Below are 22,435 nucleotides of genomic sequence, written 5' to 3'. Positions count from 1 at the left end.
GGTGGTTCAGTCGGTGCGGATGCTCGGTACGTCCCAGTCGCGGGCGATCTCCGCGGTGTCCGCGCCCGGCAGGGCGGGCGCGCGGCGTACGGAGGCGGGCGTGGCGGAGAAGCGCGGCGCGGGCGCGGGCTGGGTGACTCCGGCGTGCTCGGTGAACGTGCCACGGGCCGCGAGGTGGGGATGTGCGGGCGCCTCGCGCAGCGAGAGCACCGGGGCGACGCAGGCGTCCGAGCCCTCGAAGACGGCGGTCCACTCCTCGCGGGTCTTCTCCTTGAACCGGGCGGCGACGGCGGCCTCCAGCTCGTCCCAGCGGGCGAAGTCCTTGCGCGCGGGGACCTCGTCCTTGATGCCGAGCAGCTCGATGAACTCGTTGTAGAACCGCTGCTCCAGCGCGCCGACCGCCATGTACTGGCCGTCGGCGGTCTCGTACGAGCCGTAGAAGGGGCTGGCGCCGTCGAGCAGGTTGGCGCCGCGTCGGTCCTGCCAGCCGCCCGCGGCCATCATCGCGTGGATCATGGTGGTGAGGTGCGCGGCGCCGTCGACGACCGCCGCGTCCACGACCTGGCCGGCGCCGCCGGGCGTACGGGCGTGCTGGAGCGCGGCGAGCAGTCCGATGACGAGGTAGAGGGATCCGCCCGCGTAGTCGCCGAGGAGATTCGCCGGGATGGCGGGCGGCTCGTCGGCCGTACCGATCATGGAGAGCGGGCCCGCGACCGCGATGTAGCCGATGTCGTGACCGGCTGTCCGCGCGAGCGGGCCCTCCTGGCCCCAGCCGGTCATCCGTCCGTACACCAGCCGCGGATTGCGGGCGAGGCATTCCCCGGGCCCGATGCCGAGGCGTTCCGTGACGCCGGGGCGGTAGCCCTCGATGAGCACGTCGGCGCGTTCGACCAGGTCGAGGACGCGGGCGGCTCCGTCCGGCTCCTTGAGGTCGATCAGCACGGACCGTTTGTTGCGGTTGGTGAGGTCGTGCGCCGGGTCGATGCCCAGCCCGGCGCCGCCGGGCCGGTCGATCCGTACGACGTCGGCGCCGAGATCGGCGAGCACCATGGCGGCGAACGGCCCCGGCCCGATACCCGCCAGCTCGACCACCCGTACCCCGGTCAGCGGGCCGTTCCCTGTCCCTGCCATGTGGCTGTCTCCGCACTGTGACTCAACTGATGTGACAGCAATCATGCCGCCGGTGCCCCTCCCCGGCACAAGTCGGCGTCCGCCGCGCGGCCGGGGCCACCGGCCTCAGCCGGTCGCTTCGCACAGCGCCTTCCGGCAGAGCGTGTCGGCCCTGCGGGTGGACTCGGGGAGGCGGTAGCCGGGCGCGAGACGCAGGGTGTGGGCGCACGCGTTCGACAGCCCGACGCGGTGGCCGACCGACACGAAGACGGGTTTGACGCCGTCCTGGGTGCGCAGCGCGCGGCCGACCTCCTCGCCGTCGTCGGCGAGCAGCGGTGAGGAGGCGCCGCGCCGGGTGCCCGGCTGGTCGTACGAGAAGGTGAAGGGGTTCTTCGCGACGCCGATCACGGGGAGGCCGGTCAGGACGCCGAGGTGGCTGGCGAGTCCGAACCGGCGCGGATGGGCCAGGCCGTAGCCGTCGCAGACGACGAGACCGGGGTCCGAGGTGAGCGATTCGAGCGCGGTGAGCACGGTCGGCAGCTCACGGAAGGCCAGCAGTCCCGGGACGTACGGGAAGGCGACGCGCCCGACGGCGGTGGCCTCCTCGACCACGGTGAGGGTGGCCGCGTCGAGCACCACGGCCGCCGCGGCGACGACATCGTGTGCGTCGTCGTACGCCACGTCGACGCCGGTGACCAGCCCCGTACCCGGCACCGGCCCCTCCTCGTCGAGGACCACGCGGCCTCGCAGCTCGTCCTGGACGGCGCGTGCCCCGGTCTCGTCGGCGGGCATCCTGAGGGTCGTCATGTGCGCACCCTAAGGGCTCTCGTAACCTGACGATCATGTTCGTACTGGAGTTGACCTACACCGCGCCCGTCGAGCGCGTCGACGCGCTCGTGGAAGACCATGTCGCCTGGCTGGACGCGGAGTACGAGTCCGGCGTCTTCATCGCCTCGGGCCGCAAGAATCCGCGCGACGGAGGGGTGATCCTGGCCGTCGGGGAGGACCGTGCGCACATCGAGCGGCTGACGGCGACGGATCCCTTCGTCACGGGCGGCGTCTGCGCGTACCGGATCACCGAGTTCGTGGCGACGAAGACCTCGGCGGCGCTGGCGCCGTACCGGCAGCAGCGCTGATCACCTGGCGGACGGCGCGCGGCGCCTCGCGCTCCGCGTGCCGGACCCTGCCGGGACGCTCAGGGCCGCCGTACGGTTCCCGGGTCGTACGGTGACGCACCTCACGCTCCTCTCCGGTGCACGGATCGGACCGTTCTCTCGTCTTACTCAGTGGTGGAGGACCATCCTGAGTCAGTCCGCCGCGCCGAAGTCGAGGGAGCAGGCCATGTCACTGTCACCTGTCATCGAGCAGGCCGTGCGAGCCCGGGTGATCGCGGCGGTCCCGCGGATGGAGACCGTTCCCGCCACCCTGCGCTACGACCGCTCGGACCCTTTCACCGTATACATGTCGTTCCCGGCCCCGGCGACGCTGGAAGGCACCGACGTGACCTGGGAGTTCGCCCGCGAACTGCTGGCCACGGGCGTGGACGGGCCGGCCGGCGCCGGTGACGTGCGGGTACGGCCGTTCGGCTACGGCAGGACGGCCCTGGAGTTCCACGCCCCGGAGGGCACGGCGATGGTGCACCTGCACACCTCCGAGCTGCGCCGCTTCCTGGAACGCGCCGAGGCCCTGGTCCCGGCGGGCCACGAACACCTCTACCTGGACCTGGACCACGACCTGACAGAACTGCTGCGCGACGCCCGCTGAGCGCCGGCCCCGCGCCGGGGGGGATCAGGCCGTGTCCGGGGTCCGCGACCGCGGCCGGATCCGCCTGGCTGCTTGAATCGCGTTGACGCGCTCCCGACGCCTTCGTAACGTTCTTCGTGGCCTTGTTGTCGTCGATCGGAGTGGGACGTTGCGCTACTGAGGTTCTGAGACACCGTGCCGTGCGGCTTTGCGCCGTGCGGATCTCGTGTGCGACCTCGGCAGCCGAGCCGTCCTCTCCCGGACCGGGCCTTCCTCTCCGGTCCCGTGACGGACGTCGTCCGTGTCCCGGTGTCTCCATCCGTTGCCCCCGCACGCCTCTTCAGCAACCGGAGACCGCCATGTCCGCCACCCCCGCCTCCCTCACATGCACCGCCCTGTCCTTCGCCTGGCCGGACGGGACCGAGGTGTTCGATGGACTCCAACTCACCTTCGGACCGGGCCGAACCGGTCTCATCGGGCTCAACGGGTCTGGTAAATCGACCCTGTTGCAACTGATCGCCGGTGAACTCACCCCGTCCGAGGGGCAGGTCCGGGTCGTCGGCGAGGTCGGGCATCTGCCGCAGACCGTGGTGTTCGACACCGGGCTGCGGGTGGACCGGGCGCTGGGGATCGCCGGGGCGCGTGCCGCGCTGCACGCCATCGAGGCGGGTGACGTGCGCGAGGAGCACTTCGCCGCGGTCGGCGACGACTGGGACGTCGAGGAGCGGGCCAGGGCCGCCCTCGATCAGCTCGGTCTCGAACACGTCGGCCTTGACCGCACTCTCGGCGAGGTGTCGGGCGGCGAGTGTGTTCTGCTGCGGCTCGCCGCGCTGCTGCTGGCACGGCCCGACGTGCTCCTGCTGGACGAGCCGACGAACAATCTCGACGCGCGGGCGCGCAGGCGGCTGTACGACGCGGTCGACGCCTGGCCCGGTGTGCTGGTCGTGGTCAGCCACGACCGGGAACTGCTCGACCGCGTCGACCGGATCGCCGATCTGCGGGACGGGGAAGTCGCCTGGTACGGAGGGAACTTCTCCGCGTACGAGGAGGCCCTGGCGGTCGAGCAGGAGGCGGCGGAGCGTACGGTGCGCGCCGCGGAGAACGATCTGCGCCGGCAGAAGCGCGAACTGTCCGAGGCACAGGAGAAGTTGGCCAGGCGCGCGCAGTACGGGCGGCGAATGAACGAGAGGGGGAGCGAACCGCGCATCGTGATGGGGATGCGCAGGCGCGCCGCGCAGGAGTTCGCGGGCAAGCACCGTGCCACGCACGAGAATCGGCTGTCCGCCGCGAGGAAACGGCTGGACGAGGCCGTCGAGGCGGTACGGGACGACGACGGGATCCGGATCGAACTGCCGCACACCAGGGTCCGTCCGGGCCGGACCGTACTGACACTGCGGGAGCTGGAGCTTCGCCACGGGAGCGCGATCGGGGACGAGTTCGAGCTGCGCGGTCCGGAGCGGGTCGCCCTCGTCGGTCGCAACGGTTCGGGCAAGACGACGCTTCTGCGCACGATCGCGGGGCAGCTGGAGCCGGTGTCGGGCGAGGCGGTGGCGCATGTCCCGCTGCGGTTCCTGCCCCAGCGGCTCGATGTGCTGGACGACGGGCTGACGATCGCGCGGAATGTCGCGCTGGCGGCGCCGACGGCGACCGACAACCAGATCAGGGCTCAGCTGGCCCGCTTCCTGTTCAAGGGCGCGCGGGCCGATCAGCGGGCCGGAACCCTCTCGGGCGGGGAGCGTTTCCGGGCCTCGCTGGCCACACTGCTGCTGGCGGAGCCGGCACCGCGCCTGCTGCTGGACGAGCCGACGAACAGTCTGGACATGGCGAGCGCGGACCGGCTGACGGCCGCGCTGGACGCGTACGAGGGCGCGCTGATCGTGGCGAGCCACGACATGGCGTTCCTGGAGTCGATCGGTGTCACCCGGTGGCTGCGGCTCGACGGCTGAACTCGTCGGACGGCGGGGCCCCGGCGCGCGGGTGCGAGGCGCCCGGGTCCCCCGCGCGCGGGCTCGCGTGCGTGATGACTCCCGCCAGGACGCCCGGCATGGAGAGGAACGGGGAGTGCGAGGAGTCCAGTTCGACCACCCGGGTGGGGTTGTCCGGGAACGCCTCGTCGGCCTGGGCCACGAAGCGGCGCTGGAGCACCGGCCGGATGATGTTGTCACGGGTGGTGTGCACATACGTACGCGGTACGGAGCCCCAGCCACGCGTGGTGAGGGTGGTGGACCCGCTCGCGATGCGGGCCGGGGCGTCGCAGCTGAGCAGCGCGATGGCGGCGTCGGCGGTCACCGGGTCGACGTCGTTGTAGAAGACATGGCGAAGGAGCGCCTGGTATTCGGGATCGGCGGAGCCCGGATCGAGTCTCAGCGCTCCGACATCGGCGGGGTCGGCGCGGAGCAGGGCCGGCAGGAGCTCACCCTCGTTCCCGGGTGAGCCCAGGTACTTCGACGCGGGGATGCCGGTCGGCGGCATGAAGGCGCAGACGTAGACCAGGTGGGAGATGACGTCGGGCGCCATCTCGGCCGCCCTGTTGGCGACCGTGCCGCTCATGCTGTGCGCGACCAGGACGCAGGGGCGGCCGCCGCCGGTCTTCTTGATCTGGGAGACCAGCAGTTCCCCTGCCTCGTCCAGCGAGACGTGCGAGACCGGGGAGTGCTCCGCGGCGAACCCGTTCGCGCTGAAGGGCCGGGCCCGCGCCGCTTCCGGGCGTCTCGCGTGCAGGCCGTGACCTGCCATGTCGACGGCGACGGCGGATCTGCCCCGGGCCGCCAGCTCGGCGACGACGGGGGCCCAGCACCAGGTCCCGTGCCAGTAGCCGTGCAACAGCACGATCGGGGTCGGGGGAAGTCCGGGCATCGCCCCTCCAGAATCGACCGGAATATACGCTTTTCATTCCTTCTGGCGATGGTATTGGCACTTCGATCGGACCGCTCAGAGTGGAGGCTCTCGTTCCTTTCCGGCCTCACGGGCTTGGCCCAGGGCTTACCGCGGCTTTAACCTACGGTCTCGTAACCTACGAACCCGTAGGTAAATATTCTCCCGTCCCCAGGAGTACCCGTGACCCTCGCCTCTCCCCCGCTCGGCAGTTCGGCAGCGTGGACAGACGCCCGACTGCTGTACGCCCTCGAAGAGGTGGTGGAGAAGGAGCTGAACCGCCATCTCGGCGTGGCCAAGGACTGGATGCCGCACGAGTACGTGCCCTGGGGCGACGGCCGTAACTTCCCGGGATTCTTCGAGGACGGCGAGTCCTGGGACCCGGCGCAGTCCAAGGTCACGGACATCGGCAAGACCGCGCTCGTGGTCAATCTGCTGACCGAGGACAATCTCCCCAGCTACCACCACGAGATCGCCGCGCTCTTCGGCCGCGACGGCGCCTGGGGCACCTGGGTGCACCGCTGGACCGCAGAAGAGGGCAGGCACGGCATTGTGCTGCGTGATTATCTGCTCGCCTCGCGCGCCGTCGACCCGGACAAGCTGGAGCAGTTCCGGATGTCGCACATGTCGGAGGGCTTCGAGTCCGACAACCGCCACTCGATGCTGCACACCGTCGCGTACGTCGCGTTCCAGGAGCTGGCGACCCGGGTCTCGCACCGCAACACCGGACACCAGTCGGGCGACCCGGTCTGCGACCGGCTGCTGGCGCGCATCGCCACCGACGAGAACCTGCACATGGTCTTCTACCGGAATCTGCTCGGCGCGGCCTTCCAGCTCGCCCCGGACCTGACCATGAAGTCCGTGCGCGACGTCGTGGTGGACTTCCGGATGCCGGGGCACGGCATCCCCGGCTTCGAGCGCGCCGCCGCGCAGATGGCCATAGGCGAGATCTACAACATGCGGATCCACCACGACGACGTACTCCAGCCCGTGCTGCGCTACCTCAAGGTCCTGGACATCGACGGGCTCGGCCCCGAGGGTCTGAAGGCGCAGGAGGAGATCGGCATGTACATGGGCGGTCTCGACAGCGAGGCCAGCAAGTTCGACGAGAAACTGGCGGCCCGCAAGGCACGGATGGCCGCGCGCGCCGCGAGCTGACGCTCCGGCCGGGCGTGCCCGTGAGCGCCGTCCCCGCCGTCTCGTACGGCGGCGACGGCGCGGTCAGCGGCCGGTACGGCGGAGGCGGCTGCGTTCCTTCTCGGAGAGCCCGCCCCAGACGCCGAACCGTTCGTCGTGCGTGAGTGCGTACGCGAGGCACGCCTCTCGCCCCTCGCAGGCACCGCACACCCGCTTCGCGTCGCGGGTGGAGGAGCCGGGGGCGGGGAAGAAGAAATCGGGCCCCGTCTGGGCGCAGAGCGCGTTCTCCTGCCAGGAGAGCTCGTTCGCCGGCCCGCAGGCCGTGTCGGTGGTGCTGGCGGTGATGTTCGTCGGCATACGGGACAGGCTGCCCCGCCGCGATAAACATTTGATTGATAAGGCGGCGACGGCGACCGCGGTCGGGCCGCGCTGCCCCCCGGGCGCCGCCGCCGGTCGCGTCCGGCACACCGCACGGGCGTCAGTCGCGCTTGACGCCCTGCATCAGCGCGAAGCGCGCCCCGTAAGGATCGGTGAGCTTCGCGAACCGGCCGACTCCCTCGATGTCCATCGGCGCCGCCCTCACCGTGCCGCCCAGCCGTTCCGCCTCGGCCACGGTGCCGTCGCAGTCCGCGACCTCGAAGTACAGGAGCCAGTGCGGCGGGATGTCGGACTCCGTCTGGTCCGAGCCGATCGGCACGAAGCCGCCGAACATGGCGTCCGCGCCCTCGCCCGCCGGATTCACCATGCGGTACGTGCCGGTACCGCCCGGCATCGGCATGCTGATGGTCTCCCAGCGGAAGACGGAGCTGTAGAAGCCGGTGGCGGCGCCCTCGTCGGAGGTGTACAGCTCCACCCAGCAGAGACTGCCGGGATCCTGGACCCGTTCGAGCCCCATGAGCTTGCCCGGCTGCCAGACCGAGAACCCGGCGCCGGCCGGATCCGTGAAGATCGCCATCCTGCCGAAGTCCATGACGTCCACCGGCTCGGACAGGACAGAACCGCCCGCCTCGCGGACGCTCGCGGCCGTGGCGTCGGCGTCGTGCGTCTGGAAATACACCGACCAGGCCGGGGGTGCCTGCTCCGACGGCATGGGCATCGCTCCCGCGACGGTCCTGCCGCCCAGCTGGAACATGCTGTACCCGCCGGTATCAGGCCCGCCGGAGATCGTGTCCCAGCCGAAAAGCCCCTGGTAGAAGGCGGAGGCCCCGGCCATGTCGGGGGTGGTCAGATCGGCCCAGCTCGGGGCGCCGGCAACAAAATTGGTGCTGAGCATGGCGTGCTCCTTCGTGGGATCCCGCTGTACTCCCCTTTCCGAGTCTCCACCTGTTGCCGCAGGCCCGCATGTACTCCCGGGGCCGGGCCCGCGAGCACCGCTCGCGGGAGCACACGACGGAAGCCCGGCCGGTCCGCCCGGCCGGGCTTCCGCACACCCCCCGCGTCCGTACCGCTAGTGACTCATCCCCGGCATGTCCGCCATGCCGTCCGTACCATGCGCCGCGCCCATGGACGCGGCGGTCTCCTTCGCCTTCTTCGCCGACTTCTCGGCTGTGGCGTGGTCCGGGTGGTGCGGCTCGTAGCCCGGAATCGTGCCGTCCGGCTTGGCGAACAGCAGCAGTCCCGCCATCCCCATGTCGGAATGGCTCTGCACATGGCAGTGGTACATCCAGGCGCCCGCGCCCACGCGTTCGCCCGCGATGATCTGGAAGCCGAACGATTCGGCGGGGCCGGTGATCTTCGTGTCGATGATCCTGCTGGTGTCGTCCGCGCCGGCGAGCAGGCCCGTCCTGTTGTCCGCCCAGCGGTGACCGTGGATATGGAACGTGTGGTAGTACTCGCCGTGCGTGATCATGATGATCTCGACGCGATCGCCCACCGTGGCCTCGAAGTTGGGCGTCTCGGCGGCGGGCTTGTTGTTGATCGTCAGGTCGTTGAAGACGATGGTGAACTGCTTGTCCGGCAGGATGTCGCCCTTCCTGCGGACCACCACGGGACCGAAGAGGCCCTTGCGGATGCCACCGGTGCCGTGCTCCGTGCCGACGACATGGTCGTGATAGTGCCAGTAGCCCGCGCTGCCCGCCTCCCACGTGCCGTCGGCGCGTTTGCCGGGGACATGGGTGCGCCATGTGTAGGTGCGCTTGCCGCCCGGTTCCACCTGGCTCTTGTTGAGCACGGTGCCGTCGTTGGCCACGTCGTAGTCCACACCGTGCACATGGAGGCTGGCGGCGACATCCGTGGTGTTCTCGAAGTCGATGTGCAGGGTGTCGCCCTCGACGAGTTCGATCAGCGGTCCCGGGACGCTCGCCTTGCCCTTCTCGAAGCCGTAGCCCATCGATCCGTCGGCCAGCGTCTCGGCGAACAGGGTGATATGGCGGACCTGTCCGCCCGCGGGCGCGGTCCTGGGCGGCGCCTCGGCCGACGTCGCCGCAGGGGCGGAGGCAACTGCCAGCGAGGTCACGCCCGTTGCCGCCGCGCCTCCCGCCAGCAGACGTCGCGTGAAGCTCCTTCTGTCCATGGCCATACCGAACTCCCCAGTGCCGTACGGAGATTGCAGGGCGTTGCAAGGTGCATGACACCCCGGACGGCCACACGGTAGACCAGCGATCTCCGTTTATCCACACTCAGGACAAAGTTGGCACCATTACAGTCATACCTATTGGCGATCCACGGAAAGGGGTCTAGCTTCCTGGCTGTTGCTGTGACCAAAGAGGGGTGGGTGAACACATGCAGCGCGCACCACATCACCGGTCGAGATCCAGGCGCGGGATGACCGTGGCCCTGGTGACCGGCGCCATGGCGGCGTCACTGCTGGGCGGTACCGCCGCCAACGCCAGGCCGTACCCGGACGCTCCGGCTGCCGCCTTGGCTCTTCCTTCGCCGCCGGGCGGCGAGAACGTCAAGGTCCTCGTCTTCACCGGCTCGGACTCCGAGGAGACACCGGCCGTCAACGCCGGTATCGCGGCGATCGAGGCCATCGGCCAGTCGGGCGCGGCCGACAAGCGCTTCAAGACCGAGGCCACGGACGACGGTTCGGTCTTCACCAGCGCCAACAAGCTCGGCAAGTACAACGCGGTCGTGTTCCTGACAGGCGGCGGCGATGTGCTCGACCCCGATCAGGAGGCGGGCCTCGAATCGTACGTGGAGGCGGGCGGCGGCTTCCTGGGCATCCATGACGCGGCCCGTACGGAGCCGTACTCCGACTGGTTCACCGGACTGATCGGTGCCAGGCCGGCGGACACGAGCCCGGCGAAGGTCCAGCGGGCGACCGTGGAGGTCGGTGACCGGGTCCACCCGGCCACGAAGAACCTCCCGCTGGAGTGGAAGCGCCCCGACGCGTGGTTCAACTGGAAGACCAACCCCTCCGGCACGGTGCACACCGTCGCCAAGGTCAGGGAGAGCACGTACCAGCCGGGCGAGGGCGCCAACGGCGCCGACCACCCGATCTCCTGGTGCCGTGACTACGACGGCGGCCGGTCCTTCTACACCGGCATGGGCGGTACCGCCGAGTCGTTCGCCGAGACCGACTTCCGCGACCACCTGCGCGGCGCCCTGGAGTGGACGACGCGGCTCTCGCGCGCCGACTGCAAGGCGACGATCGACGCCAACTACAAGGCGGAGCGGGTCACTCAGCCGAACCAGCCGGGCCAGCAGGACGTGATCGGCGAGCCGCACGGCATCACGATCGCCCCCGACGGCCGGGTGTTCTACATCAGCCGCGGCGGCGGCACGGCCGATGACCCGGTCGTCACCGACTGGAACGACCCGGACATCGGCAAGGGCCAGGGCGACATCCGCATCTACGACCCGAAGACGAAGCAGGTCTCCCTCGCGGGTTCGCTGACCGTCTTCGGCAACAAGGGCGGCGGCGACGAGCTGTTCAAGGTGGAGGAAGGGCTCCTCGGCATCACGCTGGACCCCAACTTCACCTCCAACGGCTGGGTGTACGTGTACTACTCGCCGCACTCGGAGATCAACCGCGACACCCAGATCGGCCAGCGCCGGGTCGCGCGCTTCACCCTGAACCAGAAGACGAACAAGCTGGACATGACCTCGGAGAAGGTCCTGCTCCAGTGGCCCGCGCAGATCCACAGCTGCTGCCACGCGGGCGGCGGCATGGCCTTCGACTCGAAGGGCAATCTCTACATCGCGGTCGGTGACAACAACTCGTCGCTGTACAGCGACGGTTACTCGGGCAACAACCCCGAGCCCAACTACAAGGGTGTCTCCTTCGCCGACGCGCGCCGCACGGCCGGCAACACCAACAACCTCAACGGCAAGATCCTGCGCATCCACCCGGAGCAGGACGGCACGTACACCCTGCCCGACGGCAACCTCTTCACGGGCAAGGAGACGGCCGAGGGCGGCGGGAAGACCCGCGGCGAGATCTACGTGATGGGTGTACGCAACCCGGCGCGCATCTCGATCGACCCGAAGACCGACGTGCTCTACGCGGGCTGGGTCGGCCCCGACGCCGAGTCGCCGAGCACCACGTGGGGCCCGGCGAAGTACGACACCTTCTCGGTGATCACCCACGCCGGCAACCACGGGTGGCCGTACTGCATGGGCAACAAGCAGCCCTACCGTGACCGCAATCTGCCCGATCCGGAGAAGCCGCTCGGCTGGTACGACTGCGACCACCTGAAGAACGAGTCCCCGAACAACGACGGCCTGGTGAACATCCCGCCGGCCGAGGCCAACAACATCTGGTACTCGCCGCAGGGCGGTGCTCCCGACTACCCGCGTGACGCCGACGGCGTGCCGAGCTACCAGGCCGACCAGGCCACGTTCCTGCTGCCGTGGCTCAAGGGCGGCGGCCAGGCGACCATGGACGGTCCCGTCTTCCGGTTCAACCCGACGCTCAAGAGTGACGTCCAGTGGCCCGAGTACTGGGACGGCAAGTGGTTCGTCGCGGACTTCTACGACGCGACCAACCCGCGCCACGCGGTCCAGATGAACCCCGCCAACGCCGGTGAGGGCGGACTCCCCGTCAGCGCCGACTCGTTGCGGAAGATCGTGCCGGTCGGTGACGGCGGCATCCGCAACCTCATGGACTGGAAGTTCGCCCCGGACGGCTCGCTCTACGTCCTGGACTACGGGCGCGGCTTCTTCACCTCCGACTCCGAGTCCGCGCTGTGGCGTGTGACGTACAACGGCGGCGAACCGACCCCGGCCGCCGCGGACCTGGCCAGGAAGGCAGCGCAGTGAGACAGCGACCTCTACGCCTCTGGGCGTCCCTGCTGGGCGCCTTGCTCCTGGTGCTGGGGCTGACCTCGACAGCCGCGTACGGACGCGGCACCGACCGTGCCGGGGCCGCCGCCCAGACTCTCACCTGGACGGCGGGCGATCCCACCGATCATTTCCTCAGCTTCCCCACCACCGCGGTGGCCGGACCGGCCACGATCGTCTTCGAGAACACCCCGGAGTCCAACTCCACGGGTATGCCGCACACGTTGACGTTCGACGTGTCGAACACGCAGTACAACAACGACGTACCGCTCAACATCCTGGCCAACCCGAGTGACGACGCGGGCGGCAAGCACACCGCCGAGGTCACCCTGACCCCGGGCACGTACCACTTCTTCTGCAGCATGCCGGGGCACGCGCAGATGAGCGGCATCCTCACCGTGACCGAGGGGGACGGCGGAGGCGGCGGTGACGAGGACACCACCGCGCCCGAGACGTCCGCGTCGGTGACCGGTCAGCAGAACGCCGACGGCGCGTACGTCGGTTCCGCCACGGTCACCGTGACGGCGGCCGACGAAGAGGGCGGCTCCGGTGTGAAGACCACCGAGTACGCCGTGGGCGCGGACGGCGAGTGGCAGCCGTACACCAACCCGGTGGTGGTCGACCAGGTCGGGGATCACACGATCCGCTACCGGGCCACCGACACGGCGGGCAACGCGGCGGCCGAGAAGTCCGTCGACTTCACCGTGGTGTCCCCGCCGACCGACGACACGACGGCGCCGGAGACCTCGGCGACCGTCAGCGGTGAGCAGGACGCCGAAGGCAACTACCTGACGATGGCCACGGTCACCGTCACCGCGTCGGACACCGGCTCCGGCGTCAACACCATCGAGTACGCGGTCGGCGCCGACGGCGCGTGGCAGCCGTACACGGCGCCGGTGATGGTCCACGAGACCGGCGCCCAGACGGTCCGCTACCGCGCGGCCGACAAGGCGGGCAACGCGGCGGCCGAGAAGTCCGTCGACTTCACCGTCGTCGAGGCACCCGCCGAGGACACCACGGCGCCGGTGACCAAGGCCGCCGTGACCGGGGACAAGAACTCCAACGGCGCCTACATCAGCAGCGCCAAGGTGACCCTGACCGCGACCGACGACGACTCGGGCGTGGACAAGGTCGAGTACTCCCTCGACGCCGGTCCCTACCTCGCGTACACCACGCCCGTCCTGGTCGACCGCGTCGGCTCGCACACGCTCTCGCACCGTGCGACCGACAAGGCCGGCAACACCTCCGAGGCCCAGCAGGTGTCGTTCTCCGTCGCGGAGGGCGGCGGTGTTCCCGCCCCGCCCTGCGCGGAGTACGACGAGCGGCTGACGGTCATCGTCGGTACGGTCGACACGGGTGTGCCGAACCGGATCACACCGAACCGGTGCACCATCAACGAGCTGATCGAGGACGAGAGGGAGTGGACCTCGCAGGCCCTCTTCCTCAAGCATGTCGACGCCGTGACGGACAAGCTGCTCGCCGACAACGTCATCGACCAGCGTGAGTTCAAGCTGATCAACAAGGCCGCGAAGCAGTCGAAGATCGGGCTGCCCGGCCAGACGACGGGCTACCGCGACCTCTTCGACGGTACGCAGAAGTCCCTGGACAAGTGGGAGCAGGTGGGTGGTGGCAAGTTCACCCTCACCGACGACGGTGCCATCACCAGCAGCACCACGGTCGACGGCATGGGCATGCTGTGGTTCCCGGAGCGCACGTACGGCGACTTCTCGCTGAAGCTCCAGTTCCGGGACGACGGCGCGGACGCGGTCAACTCCAACGGCGGTGTCTTCGTACGCTTCCCGAACGTCCACAACCACCCGGAGGAGTCGCGTCCCGAGTGGGTCGCCATCAACTACGGGCACGAGATCCAGATTTACGACGGTCCGGGCGGCGACATGTACAAGACCGGCTCGGTCTACGGTTTCGACCGCGTGGGTCTGGCCGGTGCGGGTGTCACACCGAAGGGCACCTGGAACGACTACGAGATCCGCGTGGTCGGCCAGCACTTCGAGATCCTGCGCAACGGTGTCCTGATCAACGAGTTCGACAACAACGGGGGCCAGGTCTTCGAGCCCCCGCGCGACGGTGACCCGGGCACGGACGGCCGGCGCTACGCCACCGGTTACGTCGGGCTCCAGGTCCACAGCACGGACGACGTGGTCTCGTACCGCAACGTCCGCATCAAGGAGCTGTAGCCCGGCTCCGAGTTGAAGCGCCGGTGTGCCCCCTCCCCCGTACGACGGGGAGGGGGCGCAGTGGTGTTCTCGCACGGGCGCGGCGCGGATGCGTCTGGGTAAGGGCACGCGTCAGAACCGTGCATTTGAAGTTGGCGGGCTCCACGCGTTGGCTGGGTACCGGCGCCGTCCGGCGCTCAGGAACGTCAGGAGGCAACGATGCGCACAGTGATCGCCGGCGGTGGTCTGGTCGGGCTCACCGCGGCCGCGTCGCTCCGGTCGGCCGGGCACGAGGTCACCGTGCTGGAGCAGGCGCCGCGGGTGCGTGCCGCCGGAGCGGGCATCGGCCTGTGGCCCAACGCGCTCAGGGAGTTCGACCGGATCGGGATCGGCGCGGACGTCCGCGCCATGGGCAGGGAGATCGACACCTGGTTCTTCGACACCACGGGGCATCCGGTGCGTGCCACCGGCTACGACGCGTCCGCACACCGCTTCCTGCTCGTGCCGCGGCCCCGTCTGAACGGCCTGCTCGCCGACACCGTGGGCCGGGACCGGATCGTCCTCGACGCCCGGGTGACCGGCTACACCGAGCACGAGTCGGAGGTGGCCGTCCACCTGGCCAGTGGTGAGGAACTGCGCGCGGACCTGCTGATCGGGGCGGACGGCGTGTACTCCCGCGTGCGCGCCCAGCTCGTGCCGGGCAGCGACGCCGCGGTGCACGCCGGGCACCACGCCTGGCGCGCGGTCGTGCCCGCCGGGGACGAGCGCCCGGAGGGGACGGTGCTCACGATCGGGCGGGAGCGCACCCGTGGCGGGTACGCGCGCGTCTCGGAGGGGCAGACCATGTGGATGGTCAACCAGTTCGAGGCCGGTCCGCTCACCGGCACCAAGCGGGATCGGGCACTGGACCGCGCATGGAAACTGGCCGGCCCCGGCTGGCACGACGACCTGCTGCGGATGATCGAGCGAACCCCCGAGGAGGCCGTCCTGGAGAGCGGGATCATGCTCGTTCCCCCGCTGTCGCACTGGACGAGCGGGCGGGTCGCGCTGATCGGTGACGCCGCACACGGCTTGTCCCCGCACATCTCCGCGGGCGGCACCCTCGGCATCGAGGACGCCGGTGTGCTGCGCGCCTGCCTGGCGGCCGGGCCCGACACGGCCACGGCGCTCGCCCGGTACGAAGACGCCCGCACCACCCGGTTCGACCGGGTCCGCGAGCACGCCGCCGCTGTCGAACAGGCCTCGGGGGCCGCCGAGTTCGCCGAGAGGTACGCGGAGTTCAGCCACTGGATGCTCACCACCGCGCCCACCGGCTGAGCCGGCGGGAACCACCCCGTCAAGGCGCCGGTCTGGCCCGGCTCGGTGCGACCCGCTTCGGCTCGCCCGGCATCTTCGGGTAGTCCGGCGGATACGGCAGGTCGCCGAGGTCGTGGTCGCGTTCGTGCCGGTCCGCCAGTTCGAGCAGCCCCTCCAGACTGTGCACGTGGTCCTCCATGTCCGCGTGTACGTCGCCCAGTTCGGCGAAGCGCGCCGGCATCGTCACGATGTCGAAGTCGCGCGGTACGACCGCGTCCAGCTCGTCCCAGCGCAGCGGCGCGGAGACCGGGGCGTGCGGCCGGGGGCGTACGGAGTAGGCGCAGGCGATGGTACGGTCGCGAGCCGTCTGGTTGTAGTCGACGAAGATCCTCTCGCCGCGCTCCTCCTTCCACCAGGCGGTGGTGACCCGGCCCGGCATCCGGCGTTCCAGCTCGCGCCCCACGGTGATCGCGGCGCGGCGCACCTCGGTGAAGGTCCAGCGCGGTTCGATCGGCACGAACACGTGCAGGCCGCGGCCGCCGGAGGTCTTGAGCCAGCCGCGCAGGCCCTGTTCCTCCAGGAACGCGTGCAGTTCGTGGGCGGCCCGTACCGCGTCGGCGAAGTCGGTGCCCGGCTGCGGGTCCAGGTCGATGCGGAGTTCGTCGGGGTGGTCGAGGCGGCCGCGCCGCACCGGCCAGGGGTGGAACGTCAGGCAGCCGAGGTTCGCCGCCCAGAGCACGGCGGCGGGCTCCGTCGGACACAGCTCGTCGGCGCTGCGGCCGCTCGGGAAGGTGATGTGGGCCGTGGGAATCCAGTCGGGAAGGTTCTTCGGCGCCCGTTTCTGGAAGAAGGACTCGCCCCCGACGCCTTCGGGGAAGCGTTCCAGGGTGGTCGGCCGGTCGCGCAGGACGCGCGTGATCCCCTCCCCCACGGCCAGGTAGTAGTGGGCGACGTCCAGCTTGGTGAAGCCGCGCTCGGGAAAGTAGACCTTGTCGGGGCTGGACAGCCGTACGGTCCTGCCGCCCGCCTCCAGCTCCACCGCTGCACCCATGCGGCCACGGTAGGCCGGACGGCCGGACGGCGCATATCGGGCGCGGGCGCACGTTCCCCCGCACAATCGGGTCATGGATCTGCCGGTGATGCCTCCCGTGAAACCCATGCTCGCCAAGTCCGTGGCCACGATCCCGCCCGGGATGCAGTACGAGGCCAAGTGGGACGGCTTCCGCGCGATCGTCCACCGGGACGGCGACGAGGTGGTGATCGGCAGCAGGAACGGGAAGCCGCTGACCCGCTACTTCCCCGAGCTGGTCACGGCGCTGCTCGCGCAGCTGCCCGACCGGTGTGTGGTGGACGGCGAGATCGTGATCGTGCACGAGGACCGCCTCGACTTCGACCGGCTCACCGAGCGCATCCACCCCGCGGCGTCCCGGGTGAAGCTGCTCGCCGAGCGGACCCCGGCGAGCTTCGTCGCCTTCGACCTGCTGGCCAAGGGCGACGCGTCGCTGCTCACGACGGCGCAGTCGCTGCGCAGGGAGGCGCTGGAGGCGGCCCTCGTCGGCGTGGGACCTCCGGTGTATCTGGCGCCCGCCACCACCGATGTCGAGGTGGCGCGCGAGTGGTTCGAGCAGTACGAGGGCGCGGGGCTCGACGGGGTGGTGGCCAAGCCGCTCGACCTGCCGTACCGCCCCGACACCCGGCTGATGTTCAAGATCAAGCACGAGCGGACCGCGGACGCGGTCGTCGCCGGCTACCGCCCGCACAAGAGCGGCCCGGTGGTGGGCTCACTGCTGCTGGGTCTGTACGACGCGGGAGGCGCGCTCCAGCATGTGGGGGTGTGCGCCGCGTTCCCGATGAAGCGCAGGGCCGAGCTGATGGACGAGCTGGCACCACTGCGCATGGACTCCGCGGACGGCCATCCGTGGGCCGCGTGGGCGAACGAGGCGGCCCACGAGAGCGCCAGGATGCCGGGCGCGCCCAGCCGCTGGAGCGGGAAGAAGGACCTCTCGTGGGTGGCGCTGCGGCCCGAGCGCGTGTGCGAGGTCGCCTACGACCACATGGAGGGCGACCGCTTCCGGCACACCGCGCAGTTCCGCAGGTGGCGCCCCGACCGTACGCCGGAGAGCTGTACGTACGAGCAGCTGGTGGAGCCCGTGCGCTACGACCTGGCGCGGGTGCTCGCGCCGCCGGGAGGCTGAGCGCCTTGCCGGTCCCGGTGGCGCGTCCTAGCCTGCTGGAAAGCAGGAGGAGCGCGTGTGGGCGGGAGTGCGCGTGAGGGAGGGAGCGCCGGCGTGAACAGGGACATCCGTAAGGTGCTCGCGGGTCTGGACTTCGGCGCGGTCTCCCCGCGGGAGTTCGCCCGGATGGTCAAGGGGCTCTCCGGCCGGGAGCTGGCCGAGGCGCTGCGGGGCGAGCTGCGGCAGCGGGTGCTGAGGGAGATCTTCGGGCGGATGCGGGAGCAGTTCCGTCCGGAGAACGCGGGCACGCTGAGCGCGGTGATCCGCTGGAGGATCACCGGGGAGAGCGACGCGGTCTTCGAGACCGTCATCGACAACGGCCACTGCACGGTCCGGGAGGGCCCGGGCGAGGACCGGCCGCGTACGACGTTCGTGCTGCGCGACGTGGACTTCCTGCGGCTGGCGTCCGGGAACGCGGGGCCCGTGACGATGTACCTGACGCGCAAGGTCAGGATCACCGGAGACCTGAGCGTGGCCGCGGGGCTGCCGCGCTACTTCGAGATACCCAAGGCCTGAGGGGCCTTCCGACGGCCTTCTCCGCGCTCGCCCCGCTGCCCGGACTCACTCCAGGTAGGTGCCGTCCACATAGACCCAGGCACCGTCGTGGCGCGCGAAGCGGCTCTGCTCGTGCAGAGCGCCACGCCTGCCGTGGCTGCGGTAGCGGGCGCGGAAGGTGACCGAGCCCGCGGTGTGGAACGGACTGCCGTCCGTGGTGTCCAGGATCTCCAGGCCCTCCCAGCGCATCTCCGGGTCCAGGTCCACGCCGGGCGGCCGGGTGGCCGGGTCCCATGTCTTCAGCAGATACGCCTCGTCGAGGACGACGAACGCGCTGTAGCGCGAGCGCATCAGCAGCTCCGCGGTGGGCGCGTCGGCGATACCGACGTGGAAGCGACCGCAGCACTCGCCGTAGGTGGCGGGCAGGCCGCAGGGGCATGACAGGTCGTGCGACGGGTCCGACGCTTCCGGGCGGTCGGAACGTTCGGGGGGCGGGGTGCGATCGGCACGGGTGGGACGCTGAGGCATACGTACATTCTGCCTCCGCGAGCCGACCGCTGCCTGCGGCCCCCCTTGACGGACGGGGCCGTGGCGCCTAGCGTCCCTGCCCGTCGTACTTCATACGTCATATATGAGACATGATCCGCGCGACGCGTGAACGAGGCGAGCCGTCCGATGACCTTCCCACCAGCACCGGTCCCTCCCATCCCGATCCCCTCACGCACCCAATACATATTGGAGGCGGTCAGACACCGCATCCTGACCGGTGACCTCAGCCCGGGCCGCCCGCTGGTGGAAACCGAACTCGCGGCCCAGTACGGGGTGTCGAAGACACCGGTGCGCGAAGCGCTCAAGACCCTCGCCGGCAGCGGACTCGTGGTGATGAGCCAGTACAAGGGCGCCACGGTACGCACGGTGGACGCCGCGATGGCGCGTGAGGTGTACGACGTACGGCTGCTGCTCGAACCCGAGGCGGTACGGCGTACGGTCGCCGCCGGCGCGCCGCCGGACGAGGCCGCGGACGCGCTCGTACGGGCGGACACGGCGACCGACACGGCTCAACGGTCCCTCGCCAACAGGGACTTCCACCGCGCGCTGTACCAGGCGTGCGGCAATCCGCTGCTCGTTCGGATGCTGGACGAGGTACGTGACCAGGCGGCCCTGGTGGCCGCCGCCGCCTGGTCCGCGGAGCCGACCTGGGAGCGGGAGGCCGCCGAGCACCGGCGGATCCTGCGGCTCGCGCGGGCCGGTGACGCCGAGGGCGCGGGCCGCGCGCTGTACGACCACATCGCCCGCTTCGTCGAGCGGGCCTTCCCCGGAGGGACCGAGGCATGACGGACCACGGCACGACGGACCACGGCGCGGCGGAGCGGGACACACCGGAGCGGGGCACGCACGACCGGGGCACGCACGACCGGGGCGGCGTGGCGGCGGATCCCTCCCCGCTGTTTCCTCCGCGCGCCGCCTCGCCGTTCTCCTCGCAGCGGGCCGCCCTGGCCGGTGTCGTCGCGATCCCCGTGACGCCTTTCGACGAGGCCGGGAACGTCGACCGGGCCACGTACCGCGCGCTGCTGCGCCGCCTGCTGGACGGGGGAGTCACGGTGGTCACCCCGAACGGCAACACCGGCGAGTTCTACGCGCTCTCCCCCGAAGAACGGCTGCTGGTAACGGAGTTGACCGTGGCGGAGGCCGCGGGGGGAGCGGCGGTGCTGGCCGGTGTCGGACACGATCTGCACACCGCCGTCACCTCGGCCCGGCACGCGCGGGACGCCGGAGCTTCGATGATCATGATCCATCAGCCGGTGCATCCGTATGTCTCGCAGGAGGGGTGGGTCGACTACCACCGGGCGATCGCCGACGCCGTCCCCGGACTGGGCGTCGTGCCGTACGTCCGCAATCCGCAGCTGGAGGGCCGGACGCTGGCGCGGCTCGGGGCCCTCTGCCCCAATGTCGTCGGGGTGAAGTACGCGGTGCCCGACGCGGCGCGCTTCGCCGCCTTCGCCCGCGACGCGGGCCTGGACCGCTTCGTGTGGGTCGCCGGGCTCGCCGAGCTGTACGCCCCCGCCTACTGGGCGGCCGGAGCAACCGGTTTCACCTCCGGTCTGGTCAATGTGGCCCCTGACCTGTCGATCGCCCTGCTGACCGCCCTGCGCGCGGCCGACTACCCGGGCGCGATGCGGATCTGGGAGCGGATCCGGCCGTTCGAGGAGCTGCGGGCAGCGCGGCAGTCCGCGGACAACGTGTCAGTCGTCAAGGAGGCGCTGGCCGTGCTCGGTCTGTGCCGCCGCGAGGTGCGCCCGCCGAGCCGGACGCTGCCCGGGGACGTGCGGGCCGAGGTCGCCGCGCTGGTACGGGGATGGTCCCTGTGACGGCGTCGGATGCGGTGGAGGAGCCGGGGGCCGGTGCGCTGAAGAGGCCCGAGGAGCTGCGCAGTCATCAGTGGTACGGGACCGACGGCCTGCGTTCCTTCAGCCACCGGGCCCGCACCCGGCAGCTCGGTTATCTGCCCGAGGAGCATCTCGGCAAGCCGGTCGTCGCGATCCTCAACACCTGGAGCGACATCAATCCCTGCCATGTCCATCTGCGGGAGCGGGCGCAGGCGGTGAAGCGCGGGGTGTGGCAGGCCGGCGGCTTTCCGCTCGAATTCCCGGTCTCCACCCTCTCGGAGACCTTCCAGAAGCCGACCCCGATGCTCTACCGCAATCTCCTCGCCATGGAGACCGAGGAACTGCTGCGTTCGTACCCGGTGGACGGCGCGGTGCTGATGGGCGGCTGCGACAAGACGACGCCCGCACTGCTGATGGGCGCCGCGAGCGTCGATCTGCCGGCCGTGTTCCTCCCGGCGGGACCGATGCTGCCGGGGCACTGGCGCGATCAGGTACTGGGCTCGGGCACCGACATGTGGAAGTACTGGGACGACAAACGGGCCGGGCTCATCGGTGACTGCGAGCTGGCCGAGCTGGAGAGCGGGCTCGCCCGCTCCCCCGGCCACTGCATGACGATGGGCACGGCCTCCACGCTCACCGCCGCGGCCGAGGCGCTGGGGGTGACCGTGCCGGGCGCCTCGTCCATACCGGCGGTGGACTCGGGGCACGAGCGGATGGCCGCCGCGTCAGGACGGCTCGTCGTGGATCTCGTGCGGCGGGACGTGCGGCTGTCGCGGATCCTGACGCGCGAGGCGTACGAGGACGCCGTCGCCACCGTGCTCGCGCTGGGCGGCTCGACGAACGCCGTCATCCATCTGATCGCCATGGCGGGGCGCAGTGGTGTGCGGCTCACCCTGGACGACTTCGACCGGGTCGCGCGTACGGTCCCGGTCCTCGCGAACGTACGGCCCGGCGGCCGTCATCTGATGGAGGACTTCCACTTCGCGGGCGGACTGCCCGCCTTTCTGGCGCAGTTGACGGATCTGCTGAATCTGGACAGGCCGACCGTCGCCCACTCCACCCTGCGGGAGCAACTGGCCGGCGCACGCGTCCACGACACGGACGTGATCCGCGGGCGCGAGAATCCGCTCGCGGAAGAGGGCGGTGTAGCCGTGCTGCGGGGAAATCTCTGCCCGGACGGCGCCGTGATCAAGCACATCGCCGCGGAGCCGGAGCTGCTGCGGCACACCGGTCCTGCCGTGGTCTTCGACGACTACCGGACCATGCAGCGCACCCTCAACGATCCGGGGCTCGGCATCACCGCCGACCATGTGCTGGTCCTGCGTAACGCCGGGCCCAAGGGCGGTCCTGGAATGCCCGAGTACGGCATGCTGCCGATCCCCGACGCCCTGCTGCGGCAGGGGGTCAGGGACATGGTGCGGATCTCCGACGCCCGGATGAGCGGCACGAGTTACGGCGCGTGCGTACTGCATATCGCACCGGAGTCGTACGTCGGCGGACCGCTCGCCCTGGTCAGGAACGGCGACCTGATCACCCTGGACGTCGAGGCGCGGACCCTCCGGCTCGAGGTCACCGACGAGGAGTTGGCGCGCAGGAAGGCCGACTGGACTCCGCCGCCCGCGCGTTACGGCCGGGGATACGGCGCCCTGTACACCGAGCAGATCACCCAGGCCGACACGGGCTGCGACTTCGCGTTCCTGTCACGGGAGGGAGACGTGCCGGAGCCGTACGCGGGCTGAGCCGTACGCGGGCTGAGCCGTAC

20 protein-coding genes are annotated in these 22,435 nt (G+C 70.5%); 12 read left to right on the top strand and 8 right to left on the bottom strand.

The genetic code is table 11. The annotated features are described in order from the left end of the window. Positions 1-6: 6 nt before the first annotated feature. Both ACIP6N_RS03610 and ACIP6N_RS03605 read right to left on the bottom strand, forming a co-directional pair. Entirely contained in the window at positions 7-1,131 is a 1,125-nt protein-coding gene (locus ACIP6N_RS03610; protein WP_401812504.1) for a CaiB/BaiF CoA transferase family protein, read from the bottom strand. 105 nt (positions 1,132-1,236) lie between these two features. Continuing rightward, positions 1,237-1,917 (bottom strand): endonuclease V, encoded by a 681-nt coding sequence (locus ACIP6N_RS03605; RefSeq protein ID WP_401812503.1) that lies wholly within the window; start codon positions 1,915-1,917, stop codon positions 1,237-1,239. Positions 1,918-1,952: 35 nt separating this feature from the next. On the opposite strand from ACIP6N_RS03605, the gene ACIP6N_RS03600 reads away from it, so the two are divergent. From ACIP6N_RS03600 to ACIP6N_RS03590, 3 genes are all read left to right on the top strand, one after another. Beyond that, complete coding sequence (locus tag ACIP6N_RS03600) at positions 1,953-2,246, top strand: YciI family protein (RefSeq protein ID WP_401812501.1); 294 nt, start codon at positions 1,953-1,955, stop codon at positions 2,244-2,246. Between the two features lie 211 nt (positions 2,247-2,457). Continuing rightward, on the top strand, positions 2,458-2,874 hold the full coding sequence (locus tag ACIP6N_RS03595) for an SsgA family sporulation/cell division regulator (protein ID WP_401812650.1): 417 nt from the start codon (positions 2,458-2,460) through the stop codon (positions 2,872-2,874). A gap of 338 nt (positions 2,875-3,212) precedes the next feature. Further along, positions 3,213-4,799 carry an ABC-F family ATP-binding cassette domain-containing protein gene (locus tag ACIP6N_RS03590; RefSeq protein ID WP_401812499.1) on the top strand — a complete coding sequence of 529 codons (1,587 nt, stop codon included), beginning with the start codon at positions 3,213-3,215 and terminating at the stop codon, positions 4,797-4,799. On the opposite strand, the gene ACIP6N_RS03585 is transcribed toward ACIP6N_RS03590, so the two are convergent. Further along, on the bottom strand, positions 4,771-5,709 hold the full coding sequence (locus ACIP6N_RS03585; protein ID WP_401812498.1) for an alpha/beta fold hydrolase: 939 nt from the start codon (positions 5,707-5,709) through the stop codon (positions 4,771-4,773). The genes ACIP6N_RS03590 and ACIP6N_RS03585 overlap by 29 nt on opposite strands. Positions 5,710-5,910: 201 nt before the next feature. On the opposite strand from ACIP6N_RS03585, the gene ACIP6N_RS03580 reads away from it, so the two are divergent. Further along, positions 5,911-6,885, top strand: coding sequence for an acyl-ACP desaturase (locus ACIP6N_RS03580; RefSeq protein ID WP_401812497.1), 975 nt, complete (start codon positions 5,911-5,913; stop codon positions 6,883-6,885). A 63-nt stretch (positions 6,886-6,948) separates the two neighbouring features. On the opposite strand, the gene ACIP6N_RS03575 is transcribed toward ACIP6N_RS03580, so the two are convergent. The 3 genes from ACIP6N_RS03575 to ACIP6N_RS03565 all read right to left on the bottom strand — a co-directional run bounded on the left by ACIP6N_RS03575 (position 6,949) and on the right by ACIP6N_RS03565 (position 9,376). Then, the gene (locus tag ACIP6N_RS03575) at positions 6,949-7,221 is read right to left on the bottom strand and encodes a WhiB family transcriptional regulator (protein WP_401812495.1); all 273 of its coding nucleotides are present in this window, start codon (positions 7,219-7,221) and stop codon (positions 6,949-6,951) included. Positions 7,222-7,342: 121 nt separating this feature from the next. Next, a complete protein-coding gene (locus tag ACIP6N_RS03570) occupies positions 7,343-8,137 on the bottom strand; it encodes a VOC family protein (RefSeq protein ID WP_401812494.1) in 795 nt (264 codons plus the stop codon). A 174-nt stretch (positions 8,138-8,311) separates the two neighbouring features. Further along, the gene (locus ACIP6N_RS03565) at positions 8,312-9,376 is read right to left on the bottom strand and encodes a multicopper oxidase domain-containing protein (RefSeq protein ID WP_401812649.1); all 1,065 of its coding nucleotides are present in this window, start codon (positions 9,374-9,376) and stop codon (positions 8,312-8,314) included. Positions 9,377-9,627: 251 nt separating this feature from the next. On the opposite strand from ACIP6N_RS03565, the gene ACIP6N_RS03560 reads away from it, so the two are divergent. The 3 genes from ACIP6N_RS03560 to ACIP6N_RS03550 all read left to right on the top strand — a co-directional run bounded on the left by ACIP6N_RS03560 (position 9,628) and on the right by ACIP6N_RS03550 (position 15,578). Next, the gene (locus ACIP6N_RS03560) at positions 9,628-12,066 is read left to right on the top strand and encodes a ThuA domain-containing protein (RefSeq protein WP_401812493.1); all 2,439 of its coding nucleotides are present in this window, start codon (positions 9,628-9,630) and stop codon (positions 12,064-12,066) included. Continuing rightward, a complete protein-coding gene (locus ACIP6N_RS03555; protein WP_401812491.1) occupies positions 12,063-14,282 on the top strand; it encodes an OmpL47-type beta-barrel domain-containing protein in 2,220 nt (739 codons plus the stop codon). The genes ACIP6N_RS03560 and ACIP6N_RS03555 overlap by 4 nt, the downstream gene beginning before the upstream one ends. Before the next feature lie 198 nt (positions 14,283-14,480). Then, the gene (locus tag ACIP6N_RS03550) at positions 14,481-15,578 is read left to right on the top strand and encodes an FAD-dependent monooxygenase (RefSeq protein ID WP_401812490.1); all 1,098 of its coding nucleotides are present in this window, start codon (positions 14,481-14,483) and stop codon (positions 15,576-15,578) included. 19 nt (positions 15,579-15,597) lie between these two features. On the opposite strand, the gene ligD is transcribed toward ACIP6N_RS03550, so the two are convergent. Further along, complete coding sequence (ligD, locus tag ACIP6N_RS03545) at positions 15,598-16,608, bottom strand: non-homologous end-joining DNA ligase (protein WP_401812488.1); 1,011 nt, start codon at positions 16,606-16,608, stop codon at positions 15,598-15,600. A gap of 73 nt (positions 16,609-16,681) precedes the next feature. On the opposite strand from ligD, the gene ACIP6N_RS03540 reads away from it, so the two are divergent. Both ACIP6N_RS03540 and ACIP6N_RS03535 read left to right on the top strand, forming a co-directional pair. Further along, on the top strand, positions 16,682-17,752 hold the full coding sequence (locus ACIP6N_RS03540) for an ATP-dependent DNA ligase (RefSeq protein ID WP_401812487.1): 1,071 nt from the start codon (positions 16,682-16,684) through the stop codon (positions 17,750-17,752). A 165-nt stretch (positions 17,753-17,917) separates the two neighbouring features. Continuing rightward, complete coding sequence (locus ACIP6N_RS03535; protein WP_401812648.1) at positions 17,918-18,307, top strand: SCP2 sterol-binding domain-containing protein; 390 nt, start codon at positions 17,918-17,920, stop codon at positions 18,305-18,307. Between the two features lie 45 nt (positions 18,308-18,352). Here ACIP6N_RS03535 and ACIP6N_RS03530 read toward each other — a convergent pair whose 3' ends face one another. After that, the gene (locus tag ACIP6N_RS03530; RefSeq protein WP_401812486.1) at positions 18,353-18,814 is read right to left on the bottom strand and encodes a YchJ family protein; all 462 of its coding nucleotides are present in this window, start codon (positions 18,812-18,814) and stop codon (positions 18,353-18,355) included. Between the two features lie 147 nt (positions 18,815-18,961). Here ACIP6N_RS03530 and ACIP6N_RS03525 point away from each other — a divergent pair, with 147 nt between their 5' ends. From ACIP6N_RS03525 to araD, 3 genes are read left to right on the top strand one after another with little or no spacing between them, the layout of a single operon-like run. Then, positions 18,962-19,621: a GntR family transcriptional regulator gene (locus tag ACIP6N_RS03525; RefSeq protein ID WP_401812484.1), complete on the top strand. Its 660-nt coding sequence runs from the start codon at positions 18,962-18,964 to the stop codon at positions 19,619-19,621. Next, a complete protein-coding gene (locus ACIP6N_RS03520) occupies positions 19,618-20,655 on the top strand; it encodes a dihydrodipicolinate synthase family protein (protein WP_401812482.1) in 1,038 nt (345 codons plus the stop codon). Before ACIP6N_RS03525 ends, ACIP6N_RS03520 begins: the two co-directional genes overlap by 4 nt. Further along, a complete protein-coding gene (gene araD / locus ACIP6N_RS03515) occupies positions 20,652-22,412 on the top strand; it encodes an L-arabinonate dehydratase (RefSeq protein ID WP_401812480.1) in 1,761 nt (586 codons plus the stop codon). The genes ACIP6N_RS03520 and araD overlap by 4 nt, the downstream gene beginning before the upstream one ends. The last annotated feature ends 23 nt before the right edge of the window (positions 22,413-22,435 follow it).

The sequence above is a fragment of the Streptomyces sp. NPDC088725 genome (assembly GCF_044751305.1).
Lineage (GTDB): Bacteria > Actinomycetota > Actinomycetes > Streptomycetales > Streptomycetaceae > Streptomyces.
Note: the sequence above shows the minus strand (reverse complement) of the source record. Positions and strands in the feature narration are given on the sequence as shown.

What these genes read in the sequence shown, in the direction of transcription:
- ACIP6N_RS03540 (WP_401812487.1), top strand. Translation starts at nt 16,682, where the DNA reads ATGGATCTGCCGGTGATGCCTCCCGTGAAACCCATGCTCGCCAAGTCC.
- ligD (WP_401812488.1), bottom strand. Translation starts at nt 16,608, where the DNA reads ATGGGTGCAGCGGTGGAGCTGGAGGCGGGCGGCAGGACCGTACGGCTG.
- ACIP6N_RS03550 (WP_401812490.1), top strand. Translation starts at nt 14,481, where the DNA reads ATGCGCACAGTGATCGCCGGCGGTGGTCTGGTCGGGCTCACCGCGGCC.
- ACIP6N_RS03530 (WP_401812486.1), bottom strand. Translation starts at nt 18,814, where the DNA reads ATGCCTCAGCGTCCCACCCGTGCCGATCGCACCCCGCCCCCCGAACGT.
- ACIP6N_RS03565 (WP_401812649.1), bottom strand. Translation starts at nt 9,376, where the DNA reads ATGGACAGAAGGAGCTTCACGCGACGTCTGCTGGCGGGAGGCGCGGCG.
- ACIP6N_RS03605 (WP_401812503.1), bottom strand. Translation starts at nt 1,917, where the DNA reads ATGACGACCCTCAGGATGCCCGCCGACGAGACCGGGGCACGCGCCGTC.
- ACIP6N_RS03535 (WP_401812648.1), top strand. Translation starts at nt 17,918, where the DNA reads ATGGTCAAGGGGCTCTCCGGCCGGGAGCTGGCCGAGGCGCTGCGGGGC.
- ACIP6N_RS03590 (WP_401812499.1), top strand. Translation starts at nt 3,213, where the DNA reads ATGTCCGCCACCCCCGCCTCCCTCACATGCACCGCCCTGTCCTTCGCC.
- ACIP6N_RS03585 (WP_401812498.1), bottom strand. Translation starts at nt 5,709, where the DNA reads ATGCCCGGACTTCCCCCGACCCCGATCGTGCTGTTGCACGGCTACTGG.
- ACIP6N_RS03600 (WP_401812501.1), top strand. Translation starts at nt 1,953, where the DNA reads ATGTTCGTACTGGAGTTGACCTACACCGCGCCCGTCGAGCGCGTCGAC.
- ACIP6N_RS03525 (WP_401812484.1), top strand. Translation starts at nt 18,962, where the DNA reads ATGACCTTCCCACCAGCACCGGTCCCTCCCATCCCGATCCCCTCACGC.
- ACIP6N_RS03560 (WP_401812493.1), top strand. Translation starts at nt 9,628, where the DNA reads ATGACCGTGGCCCTGGTGACCGGCGCCATGGCGGCGTCACTGCTGGGC.
- ACIP6N_RS03520 (WP_401812482.1), top strand. Translation starts at nt 19,618, where the DNA reads ATGACGGACCACGGCACGACGGACCACGGCGCGGCGGAGCGGGACACA.
- ACIP6N_RS03575 (WP_401812495.1), bottom strand. Translation starts at nt 7,221, where the DNA reads ATGCCGACGAACATCACCGCCAGCACCACCGACACGGCCTGCGGGCCG.
- ACIP6N_RS03610 (WP_401812504.1), bottom strand. Translation starts at nt 1,131, where the DNA reads ATGGCAGGGACAGGGAACGGCCCGCTGACCGGGGTACGGGTGGTCGAG.
- ACIP6N_RS03570 (WP_401812494.1), bottom strand. Translation starts at nt 8,137, where the DNA reads ATGCTCAGCACCAATTTTGTTGCCGGCGCCCCGAGCTGGGCCGATCTG.